The sequence below is a fragment of the Mesorhizobium tianshanense genome, from assembly GCF_007830515.1.
GTDB lineage: Bacteria > Pseudomonadota > Alphaproteobacteria > Rhizobiales > Rhizobiaceae > Mesorhizobium > Mesorhizobium tianshanense.
In genome coordinates, this window is sequence record NZ_VLKT01000023.1 from 1 (window position 1) to 14,505 (window position 14,505).

A 14,505-nucleotide genomic window follows, 5' to 3' on the forward strand; every position below is an offset into this window, starting at 1 on the left:
CTGGTGATGTTCAACGTCACCTGATTCCCGCGAAGGAACGCCACCATGACCAAGACTGAAAGTAAGACCGCCAGCGCCGCCGTCAAAGACATTCTGCTTTCGGACCCGCAAGGTCTGCATGAAGTGATCCGTGCGGTGATGCAGGAGGTGCTCGAGGCCGAGATGGACGAGGCTCTGGGTGCTTCGAAAGGCGAGCGCACACCGGAGCGGCTCGGCTATCGCTCGGGTTATTATGGCCGCACTCTTGTCACCCGTGTTGGCAAGCTTGAGCTGCGGGTTCCGCAGGACCGGGCCGGGCGCTTCTCCACCGAGCTTTTCGAGCGTTACCAGCGTTCGGAGCGGGCCTTGGTGGCCACACTTGCGGAGATGTATGTGCAGGGCGTTTCGACCCGGAAGGTCAAGGCGATCACGGAAGAGCTGTGTGGCCATGCCTTCTCGGCCTCGTCGATCTCGGCCATCAACAAACGCCTGGACGAGAGCCTGAAGGCCTTTGCCGAGCGCCCGCTTCAAGAGCCGTTTGCCTACCTCATCCTCGACGCCCGTTACGAGAAGGTGCGCGAAGCCGGCATCGTCATGAGCCAGGCGGTGCTGATCGCGGTCGGCATCGACTGGGACGGTCGCCGCCAGATCCTGGCCGTGGAGATGGCCAATCGCGAGAGCCGCTCGGCCTGGAGGGACTTCCTCGTCGGCTTGAAGGCACGCGGCCTCAGGGGCGTCGAACTGGTCGTGTCCGACGATCATGCCGGCCTGGTCGCGGCGATCGGCGAGGTGATCCCGGAAGCTGCATGGCAGCGCTGCTACGTGCACTTCCTCAGGAACGCGCTCGATCACCTGCCGAGAAAGCATGGCGACGACTGCCTGCAGGAACTGCGCTGGCTCTACGACCGGCGCGATCTCGCCGAGGCCAAGGCCGATCTCGCCGCATGGCTTGCCAAATGGTCGGCCCGCTACCCACGACTGACGACATGGGTGGAGGAGACCATCGAGTACACGCTGACCTTCTTTCGTCTGCCACGCCAGCACCACAAACATCTGAAGAGCACCAACATGCTTGAACGGCTCAACGAGGAAATCCGACGGCGCACCTATGTCGTGCGCATCTTTCCAAACTCACAGAGTTGCCTGCGCCTCGTCAGGGCACTGGCCGTCGAAACCAACGAAAACTGGATGGAGGCCAACCGCTACATCAACATGGACGACCTGCGCGAGCACAAGAAGCTCGCTCTGCGCCAAGCCGCATGACCAGCTCCATGGCCGCCCCTTTTTGCAGAACTTGACGCACACAACCTCGAAAGACGCGCCTTAGAGTTTGCTTCTGGCACTCCGCACATGAGGCGGCAAGATGCTGTGCCGGCAACTGACGGTTGGGGAATCCGTATCGCATATCATGGAACCCGCTGCGGCCACCGCTGTAACGCGGCATGGCCAACGTCGGTAAGCGCATAGACGCCGCGCTCGGCCCGGGCGAACCATCCATAGACATTGTGAAGCAGGATCTTGGCGGCGCGCGGTGAAATGGTTTTCAGATCGCGTGGGCGCTTCGGGCCGTCCGCCATCGCAGCGGCGCAGGCCAGCGCATCCTGTCGGTAAGCGGTCATTATCGGGGTTCGGGAACCACCGCCGACCACAGGATCGCCGCGCCGCCGCCGATGCTCGTCCACCAGGCGCGATCTTCGCTTCGGGTCTCGCCTTGGCGGCAAGGCGGTCGGGCTGAGCAGCAGTTCGACATCGCCGGCGGAGCCAACCCCCAGAAGGCCGAAACCGAGCCGCCGGCAGAGCGCGCGGAACCGGCGATCGTGCTCGCGGCCCTTGCCGCGGGCCGACATCCTCGCCGCGAGCCAGACCTCGTCGCATGCCGCGGCGCGATCGACACCTTGAAGTACAAGCTCCAGGTTGAACTGCAGTTTCAATTCGCAAATGATGACCACGGGCGGTTCGCCGTCACGCAGCCCCACGACATCGCAGCCGCCAACTTCACCTTTGACGGTGAATTCCAGGCTCTCAAGAAACCGCTTCACCGGGATATACAGAGACGTTTCCTGCATGCCGGAGCCATAGCCGATTCGAACCGGGTTCGCCCACAGCCGCCGAAGACCACGCCACTCTGGGGGTAGATTTTCCACTCGTCGAACGCATGAAGCTATGTGATGCATCAGGCAGTTCGCTGGGGCTGCCTGGCTGCCCGGCCCCTAAGCTCTCAGCCCCCTAGCCCCGCCTCCTCGCTTGCCCGGAATCATCATGTCCCTGGCAAGCAGGCTGCTCACCCGGCAGAACGCCATGAACGCCCGGCAAGCATCCTCGGTCTTGACCAGGTCGACCGTGGCGCCGAAGCAGGCATTGAACGCAGCCTGATAAACCGGGCCCTGCCGGCGAACCGGCCAGCCCTGCAGGAAATCGAGCGCCTGTTCGACGCTGTATATCTCCTCGATCGGCAAACCGGGCGCGGGCGTGATGCGCACCGGTAGCTGGAATTGCAACCTGTCCATTCGTTTCTCTCCCGAGCGGCGTTCCCGCAGCAACGCCGCTCGTCGCAAGAAGTTGCCTTGGCCGGCTTCGCGCCTGGGGCTCAACCTTCTCGGAGGTGGCTGACGGCAAGGTCAAATCGCGCCGTCACCTCGATTCGAAGCCCCGCGACGGGCTGGCGTCGCAGCCTGAAACACAAAACCCGCCTCAACCAATCCGTCGCCGCGAAAAAGCATCAACCTGGGTTGGCTGCCCTAATTTGGGCTGCACGCCTTCGCGCAACGCGGGCTCGGAGGCACAAAGGTGAGCCCGCAAGGCATGAAATTCGCCGGCTTATGCCCGTCGCCGGCAGTTCGTCCTTGAACCTTGTGCCGTCCGGTGCCAAATCTGGGAGGATTTTCGCGCGGGCTCATCAGGAGCCCTTTCTTCCGGCAAGACGGACAAGAATGGTCACCTATCTCGACGCCGCCACGGCACCGCTCAGAAACACCGGCCAGATCCGCCTCTACGGCGAGGAAGGCTTCGCCGGCATGCGCAAGGCCTGCGATCTCACCGCGCGCTGTCTCGACGAACTGGTGTCGATGGTCGCGCCGGGCGTCACCACCGAAGCGATCGACCGTTTCGTCTTCGAGTTCGGCATGGATCACGGCGCATTGCCGGCGACGCTCAACTATCGCGGCTACACCAAGTCGTCCTGCACCTCGATCAACCATGTCGTCTGCCATGGCATTCCCGATAACAAGCCGTTGAAGGACGGCGACATCGTCAACATCGACGTCACCTACATCCTCGACGGCTGGCACGGCGATTCCTCGCGCATGTATCCGGTAGGCACGATCAAGCGCGCCGCCGAGCGCCTGCTCGAGGTCACGCACGAATGCCTGATGCGCGGCATCGCCGCCATCAAGCCCGGCGCCCGTACCGGCGCCATCGGCGCCGCCATCCAGACCTATGCCGAAAGCGAGCGCTGCTCGGTGGTCCGCGATTTCTGCGGCCACGGCGTCGGCCAGCTCTTTCACGATGCGCCCAACATCCTGCACTATGGCAACGCCAGCGAGGGCGTCGAGATGCGGCCGGGCATGATCTTCACCGTCGAGCCGATGATCAATCTCGGCCGGCCGCACGTGAAAGTGCTGTCGGACGGCTGGACGGCAGTGACACGCGACCGCTCGCTGTCGGCGCAGTACGAGCACACGATCGGCGTCACCGAGACCGGATGCGAGATTTTCACGCTGTCGCCAAAAAACCTCGACCGCCCCGGCCTGCCGGCATAGTGTTTCTCCCGGCGCCGGACCTTTCCGGTCGGGGGAAGTGGGCAGCCTATGGCGACAAAGAGCGACGACGAGCGGAGTTTCTTCTCCGAAAATCAGATCCAGCCTCCAGCGAAAACCAGGGCGACCGAAGAAAAGCCGCATTATCTCGGTCACCGCGACCGCTTGCGCCAACGGTTCGCCACCGCGGGTTCCGACGCCCTTCCCGACTACGAGTTGCTGGAGCTCTTGCTCTTTCGCCTGATCCCCCGCGCCGACACCAAACCCGTCGCCAAGGCATTGCTGACACGCTTCGGCACGCTGGCCGAGGTGCTTGGCGCGCCCGTCGCGCGGCTTGAGGAGGTCAAGGGGATCGGTCCGGCGGGTGGCGCTCGATCTGAAGATCATTGCCGCGACCGCCCAACGCGCGGCACGCAGCGAGATCACGGGCCGCGAGGTCTTGTCGACGTGGACGCAGGTCCTCGAATACTGCCGGTCAGTCATGGCCTTCGAGGAACGTGAGCAGTTCCGTATCCTGTTTCTCGACAAGAAGAACGCGCTGATCGCCGACGAGGTGCAGCAGGTCGGCACCGTCGACCACACGCCGGTCTATCCGCGTGAGGTGGTCAAGCGCGCGCTCGAACTCTCCGCCACGGCGATCATTCTGGCGCACAATCATCCTTCGGGAGACCCCACGCCCTCGCGCGCCGACATCGAGATGACCAAGCTGGTCATCGCAACGGCCAAACCGCTCGGCATTGCCGTCCACGATCACATCATCATCGGCAAGAAGGGCCACTCGAGCATGAAGGGCCTGCTGCTGATCTAAGCTGCGGCCATCGACCGCGCCATGCCTCTCGATACAGGAGCATCAAACCGCGACTGAAATGACCGGCCAGGCCCAGGTCAGTCACCATGGCTCATCATCAGGTTGGACGCGGTCTGGAAACCAGACACCGCGCCAATGGCACTCCGCAGATTGGCGGCCTTGCGAACATGAGGAAAATGCTCCCGCCATGCGTCGATATAGGCGAACACCTTTCCGGTCCGGTTGTCCAGAACCAGCACGTTTCGCCCTAGCTCATTCGACAATATGAAGGCATGCAGCCGGTCGGTGATGACAGTCCGCGCCGGCCGCAGCAGCGACACCGCGCTTGCCACCTTGGCAGAGGTCACCCAGTCCTGCGTGCCGAGTTTTTTGGAGCGCGGAGCAACCGCGAGAGCGAACTTGCCAAAGCGGTTCCAGGCGACCTGGGCCTTCAGATCGCGCCAGTCGAACACCTCGATTGCCGCTGGGTCCACGGGCTGCGACGCCTCCCGATCGTTTCGCAGGACGGCGCGGAGGTCGGCGGTGGGTGCGGATGGTTCGAAATGCAGCGCATGGGCGAGATCCGGGCAAAGCGTGCTTTCTAGGCCAAGCAACCGTTCGAGATCGGCCCGTGACTTTTCCTCACGCGCAAAGAAGATCACCGGCTCCCGGTTGCTCAGCACGCGCCGTGTCTCCTCGAGCACCGCGGCATCGGTTTCGGCCATCCATGCGCAGCTTGCAGGAAGCTGGACGACGGGATTCCTCGGAACGAGCGAAAGAACGCGTAGGCGCGCGCGGTGGTGCCGGGAATAAAAGTCCCCGAAATTCCCCCCGCCCAGAAAATAGATCACTCCGTCGCCGATCGCGGAACGACACCTTTGCGCCGAAAAATTCTTCAGCGCCGAGGTGTAGGCTGGCGGTGTTCCGTTGAGCTTGTCGAGGACGGCTCGGGTGCCGAGCCAGATTGCCGCATCGCCGGGATTTAAATAATCCGGATAGTCGATCAGGGCATAGGGCGCGTTGGTGCGAACGGGCATAAGCCTGTCGAAAAGAACCGATTTCAGGGATGTCGGGGGCCGTCTCTCAGATGGCGTCGAGCTCATCGCCTACCATTCTCGCGTGGCCGGTTGTTTCCAGCCATCTCCGGCCTGGCGGCCTGTGTGCCGCATTGACATGGGTTCTATGCCTGAACTGCAACTGGTATAGGCTGTTTCGGACGAAGCGCGTCAAAAAACTCTGGTGGCACGATTGACCTCGACCAGCTTCGATCTCGCTGCTCGACAGGTGATCGGCGCGCCGCGACACCGGCGACGGCTGTACAAGCTTCACGCATGAACCGTGTTCCCACCAATGCTTCATAAAAAGATCGACGGGGCGCCCAAACGGTACGCTTGCCCTGGCAAGTTCCCTGGCGGCTGGTCTCGTAATCGCATAGGCGGCGGTCGACATCGGGATAATTCTGGGCGTGCCGTAGCTGTAACCGTTCGGCAGGGTCACCGCATCGCCGAGGGTTTTTACCTTGTTGCTGTAGAGTTTCAGTATGTCCCAGTCCGGCTCTCTGCCGCTGATTTCTGAGAGCAGCTTGTATAGCGAGCCGTCGAATTCGACGTCATCCTCGAAAACGAAAGCGGCCGGAGATTTCCCGCCGCCGATCTGCGCCCAGACGTCGATATGGCTGAGAAAACAGGCGACCTCCGACAGCGCAAGCGCGCGCTTGCTGAACCGCGGCGGCGGATTTGCGACAAAGCGCCGCGCATCGGCGTCGGTCAGCGTTTGCCAATCGTGAGCGGCAACGCGGATGAACGGCAGCCCACAGCGATCCATCAGCGCTTGAGTTGCAGACATGCGATCTTGCGCGCGGTCCAGATTGATGATGAAAATGGGCCACATACGTTATTATTCCCCCCGCAAACCCGACGCGTTGGCCGGCGGCGAGTTCACACAAAACAATGGCACAAACATCAGGCGCGAGGAAGCGGCACCGCGCGATCTATGTCCCAGAAAGCTGCTGGGTTGCGGCGCGCGTTTTCGATTCCTGGTTGGGAACGGGCAATTAGATCGCCGAAATCCGGCATTTTGACCGAGGCAGTGGCCTGAGGCCGTCGCCTGCGTTGACGAAACAGGCGCGAACACGGCTGAGACGGCGCCGGCAACTGGGGCGCCGGCGAAATTCGCTCGACACTGTTGCCGCGATTTTGCATGCAGGCCGGGCCACAGATGTTTGAAACGTTACAAAACGCGCCAGAGGCTTGATGCTGCCACCCCTTGAGCTTTCATTCGAAGAACAAAGCGGTATCCCGGACCCGTCCCTGCTGGTCGTCGCCATCAAGGGCGGCCGACTCAGGCGGAGCGTGATCTTCAAATCGTCCGGACCGGGCTTGAGGAAGTCCGGCGATGTTCTGCTTTGTCTCGGCCTCATCCCCGCGATGGAGCTCGGCTGCGACCTCGTCATAGATATGCCGATCGATACGTCGCTGTTCGAAAACGCCCAAAGGATCCAGGCCATGCTCTGCGACTGGTATCCTGGCTACCGGCCAGTGAACATCCACGCGGAACGGGCGACCGCGCAGTATCCGCCGTCGCGCGGATCCGGCGTGTTCTTCTCGGCCGGCGTCGATTCGTCCTATTCCCTTGTGGATGCGCGATCCCGTCTCGACGGGCTGGTTACCCTGATCGGTGCCGATGTCGCGCTTTCAAACAGTCGCGAAGCCGGCCATCTGAAAGCCGTGGCTCGAAATGTCGGCGCCGCCTATGGCCTGGAAACAATCATCATCGAAACCGATATCAGGACGGTATTCGACCGGATGATAGGCTGGGTCGAATATCATGGAGCGGTGCTTGGCGCGGTCCGCCATATGCTTGCGGATCGGTTCGAAAATCAGCTCATAGCCTCGTCGGCGGATGAATCGTCATGGACCCGCCGATGGGGCTCGCACCCGGCTCTTGATCCTCTGTTCGGCACGGACGGCGCGCGGATCGAGCACCATGGCCTCGTTCACAGGTTGGCGAAAATCCAACGGATTTTGAGCGAGCCCATGTTGATGAACAACCTCAGGGTTTGCGACTACCAGCACGACAATTGTGGCATCTGCGAAGACTGCACCTTCATGGTGCAGGCGCTGGATACATTGGGCGGGCTGGACCGGGCTCCAACGTTTCCCACCGGCGCTTCGGCCGGCGGCCGGATCAAAGTGACCGGTGAAGGAAGCAAGTCGGACCTCTTGCATCTGGAGGCCGCGGCGACCGCGACCGGTCGGTCGCGCCGCCTCGTCGATGAAATCGATCGGGCGATGCGGTGGTACGAGACAAAAAAGAAGATCAACGCAGTTCTGCGGCTGCCTGAGCTGAAGCGACGTTTCAAGCGGCTGAAACGCCGCTACCGATATTGGCGGGCGGCGCATCGGGGTTGAAGCCGGTCCGTCTCGTGCGGCCGTGTTCGTACAGTTGCTTGCAATGATCGCAGGCGAACGCCTTCCCGCAATTCTCGGCCCAACATCGGATCGGCGCTCGCCACTGATAGAGGATGCGCTCCAGATGATCGATGCCAGACGATTTGATGTAGATCAGTTCGCCGGCCAACGCGCTGGCCATCAGGAAATCGCTCGCGTCCTTGGTGCTCGCGAACACAAACAGCCGGTCCTTGTTGTCCGGCAGCATCCGCGCCACGCGGTCGCTGTTCCGGCCGACAAAAAGCACGCGATCGCACACACCAAGCGCCGCTTGCGCAATTCGGCGATATTTTTGGCCCGATGCGCCCGCATAGTCGGAAATTGTCCCGAAAACCATCGTCCGCCGCAGCGACGTGGAACCGCCTACGATGTCGATGCTCGACTGCATCGTCCACAGGGGCGCCTTGGCGGTGTCGAGTATAATGGTCGGACCGTTTTCCATTTCATGGACGGAGTCCCTTCCGTGGGACGGCTCCTGCGCTTCCACCGCCTGAATGCACGTCCGCAGATCGATCCCCAGCGCTTGCCCACAGGCAATGGCGGCGAGCACGGGCGTTATCCATCTCTCGCCGACCAGCCTTGTCCTGACGGGCAATGTCTGGTTCCCGTCGGTAACGGTAAGATGCAGGCGTTTCGGAAATCTCGAACAATGATCCACAGCGCGGATATCGGCGGCCTCGCTTTTGCCGAACGTTACCACGCGCTCGTTGGTCTTCCGTGCCATCGCCAGAACCAGCGGGTCGTCGGCGTTCAAAATCGCCGTCCCTCCGGGCGGCAGCATTGCCACCAGGGCTGATTTCTCGTCGGCGATCGCTTGCTGGCTCCTGAACTCCTTGTAGTGGTCCGTTCCGATCGTCGTGACCACCGCGACCGTATGCCGAAGAAGGTGCGCGGTCAGCGTCACGGCACCAACCTCGTGGCCGCTGACCTCTTGCACCCAGTAGCGGTCGGACCGGCGGGCCCGAACGATGCTTCTTGCGACACCGTACCGGGTGTTGAAGCCGACCCCGATGCGGGTCGGCCCGACAGCGGAAAGGATGCTTCCAAGAAGTGCCACCGTAGTCGATTTGCCGCCGCTGCCCGTCACTGCCACGAGATGCTGCGGTCGAAGGCCCCTTCGCCAAATCATTGCCACGGGAATCCGCCAGCCGCGTCTCACCCCGCGCACCAGCCGGCGCAGGGGCCCTTCCCTCCCGTTGATTTTTTTCCAGAGTCTCAAGCGAAACGGCCGCCTCCCCAAGCGACGATTTAACCGACACTCTCAGCGTTGCGCAATGTCTGCGCGCTGATAAGACTGCGCACCGGGGCGCGGCGTGTTTGCCGGGACGAGTGAGGCGGGAAGGATGCATGGCCAGTTCGGCGGAAACACTCGACGCATATTATGCGAACGATACATTTCTCGCCCCGCGCATCTGGGAAGAGGCAAGCCGTTGGTTTCCCAACGAACCTCACATGGTCGAGTTCATCACGGGTCATTCACTTTCGTGCGCCGGCCGCCTGCCGCTGATCTGTCATCGTGGAACGGTTGCGCCGGATGGGCTTGCCGCCATGCGCGATGCCGGGCTGGCGGTCGCGGACACGCGCCTGGTCTATGAGACGCGTGCGCAGTATCGCGACCACATTCTGTCGCTTGCCGGAAAAGCGCTCAAGGCCGTGACGATCTACTGGACGCCCCCTGAGGTGGCGCCACCGCGCATGACGTGGATCGACCCCGCGGTCCAGCAATATCTGAACAACAAGGGCAACCTCGCGGAGCTGGTGCCGGAACAGGCCGTCCCCCGGCGAAAACTGGCCGCTGGTGGAGCCGAGGTCACGGCTGCGCTGCGCGCCATGCCGCTGCCAACGGTGCTGAAAGTCGCGACCGACCTGCCGAACGGCGGCGGGCAGGACGTCATGATCTGCCGCCGACCGCGTCATCGGGCACGCGCGGACCGGCGCTTCGGCAATGGCGACACGCTGATTTTCGAGGACGTGCTTGATATCGCCGAAAATCACTGCGTTCAGTATGCCGTACTTCCCGACGCGACGGTCGCCTATGTCGGCGCGTCTTCGCAATTATGCCTGCCCAACGGCGTGCATGCCGGCAATCTGATCGACCCCGATCTCGCCCCTTCCGACGAGGTGATCGCACTTGGGCGCGAAATCGCGCTGCGTGGAGCAGCGCTCGGCTTTCGCGGCATCGCCGGCTTCGATATCGTCGTCACCGGTGACGGCCGTCCGATGGCGATCGACCTCAACTTCCGTCTTGTTTCGAGCACCGCGCAGGTGCTGTTGCATCCCAGGCTTTCGCGCGAGCGGGGACTCATTGCGTCAAGGCTCGCGTTTTGCGCGTTCGACGGCTCCCTGAACGAGTTGCTGCGGACATGCCGGCTTCACATCAATGCCGGCTGGCTGGTGCCGTTGGCAATGTTCGACCCCATTTATGGACAGGCTGGCCCCGGACCGGCACGCGGCCGCTTTCTTATATTCGGCGAGTCGCAGGAAGCCGTCGCTGCCCGCGAAGCTGTTCTTGAAGCATCCGGCATTCAAATCGCCGGACGCCGACGGACCTTCGCTGGGCGCACCCGCGCTCTCGTCAAGCGGCTTGTCGTGCGTTTGTCACGTGGGTGGACGCCATGACGCCTGGGCCTTCCCGGAACGATTGTTTTCAGGTGGAAATCATCGATCGTCCGGCTGCGTTCGCCCGTCTCGCCGACGAGTGGGATGAACTCGCCAAGGGAGCGGCAGACCTTGCGGTGTTCCGCAGCCACGCATGGGTTTCGCGCTGCTGGCAGCGCCATCAGGCGATGCACGGGCGCTCCATGTACATCGTCGTCATCCGCGACGGCGCGGAATTGGTTCTCGCCGCGCCATTCGTGCGCATCGCGGACTGGTACGGAACAGCCACGCTTGCGTGGCTCGATTCGATGACGCCGCTTTACAACGATATCCTCGTCGTGAGCGACCAGCGTTCGGATGCATTGAAGCAGGCGCTATGGCGGCATATCCGGCGGCAATGGTCGATCCGGGCGCTCAAACTGAGTTGCGTTCGCGACGATGCCGAGATCGCACCGATACTCGACAAAGCCGGCGCCACGCGCACATGGGAAACGGCAGCGCCTGCGCTGGATATATCGGCGTTCGCAAGCCGGGACGATTTCCTGGCAAGCCAGTCCTCCAATACGCGCTACAATCTTGGCCGCTACATCAGGCTGATGGAGCGCGAAGGTCCGGTGCGGTTCCGCGAGATAGGCTCGGCCGGAGACCTCGAGGCCTCGATACGTTGGATATTCGCTCACAAGCGGAAATGGGTCGAGGCGCGGTTCGGCGCGGCCAACTGGATTGCAGCCGCGGGTGTCGAGGAGATGTTTCTGGACGTAACCGCGTTCGAATCCAGGCGCGGCCGCGCTAGCGTCATGGCGCTGGAGGTGAAGCAGGAGATCATAGCGGCAGTGCTGCTTTTCAGGTGCGGCGGAACGATCTTTCCGTCGAAACTCGCCTATGACCCCGCGTGGCGAAAGGTTTCGCCGGGCTGGGTGCTGATGATGCACATCATTGGCGAAGCATGCACGGCAGGTGTCAGAACAGTGGACTTCATGATCGGGCGGGACGCGTGGAAAGACCGTTTCGGCGGTCAGTCCGTTGCCGTCAGCAACTATCGCCTGCGCAATGGGCTGTGGCCGTGAAAAACATCTTCGGGCCGCCTCACCCGTCCGTTTCGTGCCGTTGCGACGAGCCGACCACGCTGTGCGCCTGACGCCCCCAGAGCATGTACTGTTCAGGGCATCTGCGCAGGTCGGCCTCGAACTGGTCGCGGAAATCGAGCACGGCGCCGGCCAGCGTGCCGAAAGCCTTCGCCGGCGACCGTTCACCTCCGAGGCCTGGCTTTTCGCTTCGAAGGACCTGGATTTCGCTGCCGATCACCGCGTCATAAGTCTCGAAGGGCTGTATTTCGAGCGTTGACATCGAAAACAAGGCGGCACCGCATCGCGCGGCAAAGCTGAGAGGCGTCGTGGCAAACTGCGCATGGCCGGACCCGCCAAGCCTTGTTTCGACGAAGGTCGATCCCGAATAGACATTGTTCGTCATCAGGACCACGCCATTGTTCTTCAGGATGGCGCTGATGCGCTTGGTGACCTGATAGGCGTCGCCGCGATCGAAAACGATCCTGCCGGCCAAATAGCGATTCTCAACGCGCACCAGAAACGGATTCAGAAACCGTCTCGCGAAAGCCGAATTCGAAAATCCGTGCTCGGAAACGCTGACCTGATGGCAGGTGATGCCGGCTTCATGCAGCGCCCTTTTGCCGATCAGGTTCTGCGCTGTGAACTGGTTGCACCAGATGATGACGCCGTTGCCGCGTTGCAACGCCGCCTTCACTCCATCAACGCCGCTAAGGCGGATACGCGGCTGCCAGCGCAACCGCGTGAGTTCGCCCGCCAGCAGCATGATGCGGCGATGGCGTGCGTCGCGACCTGCGCGAAACAGCGCCCGGGCCTGCGACTTGGCGGCGCCGCCAAGTACGCACGATACGCTCTCGACGAACCCGGCAAATTCCTTGCGGGCATGCTTGCCAAGCCGCGCACCGGCCTGGAAGTGACAAAGGCGAGCCCAATACCGGCGCGGGACGATGACCGCGATCAAAATATCCAGGAGGATCAGCAGCGCATCGCGAAGATCTTTCTCCCGCACGACCCGCGGCTTTTCTTTCGTCACGGCGCGCCGGGAATAAAACACGACGTCCTCGTTGGCCTCGTCGACAAAGACGCGCTGCGTCACCTCTATCTTGAAGTATTTGTCGGCGGGTTTCTGATCGGCCAACTCCCCCTCCGGATCAGCAGGAATTTACGGGACTTCGCACTTGCCACGAACGCCGAGAACGACTTAACGCGGGCGCCGCCCAGAGCAATGTGAGAGGCGGACAGTCCCGATGGCACGAAGCGGGGCTACTGTGAAGCTCTTTGTGTCACGGCGGCAATTCCGACGTCCGGACGTAGGTCTTGGTGGCACGATTTCGCAGCAGAGACGTGCAAGCACTTTACGCTCAGACTACGCTGCCTGGCTCGCGTCACGACGCGCCTCCAGGCAGCGAAGGGCGTGCCGCGAGAGCACGGCCTCCGGCCGCGATGGCGAGCGCGACGACGATCAGAATCGCCGCGACCGCAAACGTGATCCGCATACCGGCGGCAACGGCCTCCGAGCCCGCCGTTGTGATGTCGATCGCCACCGAGGCGAACGCGAACACAGCCCCCATGACGGATGCGCCTGTGATGAGCCCGAGATTGCGCGACAAATTGAGCAAGCCGGAAATGACGCCCCGCCGGTCCGGACGGATATCCGTCATGACGACGCTGTTGTTGGCCGCCTGGAACAGCTGATAACCGGGGGTCAAGATGGCGATGGCGGCAATGTAGCCCGTAATCCCGAACATTGTCGGAAGCACGGACAGACCAATTGAACCAGCCGCCATTCCGATGAGTCCGACGATGACCATGAATGGCGCGCCCAAACGGTCGACAATGCGACCGGCGGGGACACCGCTCAGTGCGGAGATTATCGGGCCAATCGACATGACGATCCCGACAACAGCCGCGTCGAGCCCGAGCGCTCGAGACAGATAGAACGGCCCGACCACCAGCGTCGCCATCATCACCGTCGCAACGAGCGCGTTCATCGCCAGGCTGGCACTCAACAGCGCGTTGCGGAACTCGGCCAATCGGATCAAAGGCGATGCCACTCTCGCCTCCACAAGCACAAAGAACCCGGCCCCGAAGGTTGCAGCCACCAACAGAGCCATGTTGAGCGAACCAAAATTGCCATGCCCGATCGTCATCGCGAGCGCATAAGCGCCAAGCGTCAAGGCAAGCAGCAGCGTACCCACAACATCGAAGCCGGCCCGATCCGTCTTCGGCTCCCGGCGGTCGGCCGGTAGATAGCGATAGGCGAGAACAACGGCCAGCAAGCCCAGTGGCACGTTGAAGAGGAAGATCGCCCGCCAACCCGCTCCGGCAATCAGAAGGCCGCCGAGCGATGGACCGAGAGCGGTGCCGATCGCCGACATCGTTCCGAGCAGCCCCATCGCGCTGCCGGTCCTTGCCTTCGGAACCGTCTCGCCGACAACAGCCATGGTGAGGGCCATCATGATGGCCGCCCCTAAGCCCTGCGCCGCCCGGGCGGCAATCAGCAGCCAGAGCGTCGGCGCGACGCCACACAGGGCCGAGGCCGCCGTGAACAGGAACAGCCCGGCCAGCAGCAGCCGCCGGCGGCCGGCGATGTCACCGAGCCGTCCGACGCTGACGACCAGGGTGGTGATGGCGAGGAGATAAGCCAGCACGATCCACTGGACGTCCTGGAACGAGGCGTCGAACGCCTGCGCCAACGTCGGCAAGGCAACATTGGCGATGCTGATGCCGAGTGAGGACAACAACATGGAGAGCGAAAGGCTGGTGAGCGCCCAGCGAACCGAAGGTGCCCGTTCCGCATTCCCAACGACTGCCTGTTCTGCATTGATTGGTCCTGCATAGATTGGCTTCAACATGAACTCCGTTCCTGGCGA

At 62.4% G+C, this 14,505-nt stretch carries 12 protein-coding genes and 1 pseudogene; 6 read left to right on the forward strand and 7 right to left on the reverse strand.

Features of this window, described 5'->3' with window-relative positions:
- Window positions 1–45 precede the first annotated feature (45 nt).
- Window positions 46–1,242, forward strand: a complete 1,197-nt coding sequence (locus IQ26_RS18610; RefSeq protein ID WP_145715523.1) for an IS256 family transposase — start codon at window positions 46–48, stop codon at window positions 1,240–1,242.
- A gap of 143 nt (window positions 1,243–1,385) precedes the next feature.
- On the opposite strand, the gene IQ26_RS18615 is transcribed toward IQ26_RS18610, so the two are convergent.
- Together IQ26_RS18615 and IQ26_RS18620 are read right to left on the reverse strand one after the other, a co-directional pair.
- On the reverse strand, window positions 1,386–2,045 hold the full coding sequence (locus IQ26_RS18615) for a DUF2161 domain-containing phosphodiesterase (protein ID WP_145719825.1): 660 nt from the start codon (window positions 2,043–2,045) through the stop codon (window positions 1,386–1,388).
- Window positions 2,046–2,189: 144 nt separating this feature from the next.
- On the reverse strand, window positions 2,190–2,486 hold the full coding sequence (locus IQ26_RS18620; protein ID WP_145719826.1) for a DUF982 domain-containing protein: 297 nt from the start codon (window positions 2,484–2,486) through the stop codon (window positions 2,190–2,192).
- Window positions 2,487–2,909: 423 nt separating this feature from the next.
- Between IQ26_RS18620 and map the strand changes: the two genes are divergently transcribed.
- Window positions 2,910–3,737 (forward strand): type I methionyl aminopeptidase, encoded by an 828-nt coding sequence (map, locus tag IQ26_RS18625; RefSeq protein WP_145719827.1) that lies wholly within the window; start codon window positions 2,910–2,912, stop codon window positions 3,735–3,737.
- A 48-nt stretch (window positions 3,738–3,785) separates the two neighbouring features.
- A pseudogene (radC, locus tag IQ26_RS18630) lies at window positions 3,786–4,542 on the forward strand (RadC family protein).
- Window positions 4,543–4,619: 77 nt separating this feature from the next.
- Here radC and IQ26_RS18635 read toward each other — a convergent pair.
- On the reverse strand, window positions 4,620–5,558 hold the full coding sequence (locus tag IQ26_RS18635; RefSeq protein ID WP_162458008.1) for a polysaccharide pyruvyl transferase family protein: 939 nt from the start codon (window positions 5,556–5,558) through the stop codon (window positions 4,620–4,622).
- A 46-nt stretch (window positions 5,559–5,604) separates the two neighbouring features.
- Window positions 5,605–6,411 carry a glycosyltransferase family 25 protein gene (locus IQ26_RS18640; protein ID WP_145719829.1) on the reverse strand — a complete coding sequence of 269 codons (807 nt, stop codon included), beginning with the start codon at window positions 6,409–6,411 and terminating at the stop codon, window positions 5,605–5,607.
- A 362-nt stretch (window positions 6,412–6,773) separates the two neighbouring features.
- Between IQ26_RS18640 and IQ26_RS18645 the strand changes: the two genes are divergently transcribed.
- Window positions 6,774–7,931, forward strand: coding sequence for a hypothetical protein (locus IQ26_RS18645; RefSeq protein WP_145719830.1), 1,158 nt, complete (start codon window positions 6,774–6,776; stop codon window positions 7,929–7,931).
- On the opposite strand, the gene IQ26_RS18650 is transcribed toward IQ26_RS18645, so the two are convergent.
- Entirely contained in the window at window positions 7,879–9,063 is a 1,185-nt protein-coding gene (locus IQ26_RS18650; RefSeq protein ID WP_162458009.1) for a Mur ligase family protein, read from the reverse strand. The two genes, IQ26_RS18645 and IQ26_RS18650, sit on opposite strands and share 53 nt — an antisense overlap.
- A 254-nt stretch (window positions 9,064–9,317) precedes the next feature.
- On the opposite strand from IQ26_RS18650, the gene IQ26_RS18655 reads away from it, so the two are divergent.
- Complete coding sequence (locus IQ26_RS18655; protein WP_145719832.1) at window positions 9,318–10,589, forward strand: ATP-grasp domain-containing protein; 1,272 nt, start codon at window positions 9,318–9,320, stop codon at window positions 10,587–10,589.
- A 32-nt stretch (window positions 10,590–10,621) separates the two neighbouring features.
- Entirely contained in the window at window positions 10,622–11,635 is a 1,014-nt protein-coding gene (locus IQ26_RS18660; protein ID WP_162458010.1) for a GNAT family N-acetyltransferase, read from the forward strand.
- Window positions 11,636–11,654: 19 nt separating this feature from the next.
- Here IQ26_RS18660 and IQ26_RS18665 read toward each other — a convergent pair whose 3' ends face one another.
- Complete coding sequence (locus IQ26_RS18665; protein WP_145719834.1) at window positions 11,655–12,770, reverse strand: lysophospholipid acyltransferase family protein; 1,116 nt, start codon at window positions 12,768–12,770, stop codon at window positions 11,655–11,657.
- Between the two features lie 247 nt (window positions 12,771–13,017).
- Window positions 13,018–14,487 (reverse strand): MFS transporter, encoded by a 1,470-nt coding sequence (locus IQ26_RS18670; RefSeq protein WP_145719835.1) that lies wholly within the window; start codon window positions 14,485–14,487, stop codon window positions 13,018–13,020.
- Window positions 14,488–14,505 lie beyond the last annotated feature (18 nt).

What these genes read in the sequence shown, in the direction of transcription:
- IQ26_RS18645 (WP_145719830.1), top strand. Translation starts at nt 6,774, where the DNA reads ATGCTGCCACCCCTTGAGCTTTCATTCGAAGAACAAAGCGGTATCCCG.
- IQ26_RS18670 (WP_145719835.1), bottom strand. Translation starts at nt 14,487, where the DNA reads ATGTTGAAGCCAATCTATGCAGGACCAATCAATGCAGAACAGGCAGTC.
- IQ26_RS18620 (WP_145719826.1), bottom strand. Translation starts at nt 2,486, where the DNA reads ATGGACAGGTTGCAATTCCAGCTACCGGTGCGCATCACGCCCGCGCCC.
- IQ26_RS18610 (WP_145715523.1), top strand. Translation starts at nt 46, where the DNA reads ATGACCAAGACTGAAAGTAAGACCGCCAGCGCCGCCGTCAAAGACATT.
- IQ26_RS18615 (WP_145719825.1), bottom strand. Translation starts at nt 2,045, where the DNA reads ATGCAGGAAACGTCTCTGTATATCCCGGTGAAGCGGTTTCTTGAGAGC.
- IQ26_RS18655 (WP_145719832.1), top strand. Translation starts at nt 9,318, where the DNA reads ATGGCCAGTTCGGCGGAAACACTCGACGCATATTATGCGAACGATACA.
- IQ26_RS18640 (WP_145719829.1), bottom strand. Translation starts at nt 6,411, where the DNA reads ATGTGGCCCATTTTCATCATCAATCTGGACCGCGCGCAAGATCGCATG.
- IQ26_RS18635 (WP_162458008.1), bottom strand. Translation starts at nt 5,558, where the DNA reads ATGCCCGTTCGCACCAACGCGCCCTATGCCCTGATCGACTATCCGGAT.
- map (WP_145719827.1), top strand. Translation starts at nt 2,910, where the DNA reads ATGGTCACCTATCTCGACGCCGCCACGGCACCGCTCAGAAACACCGGC.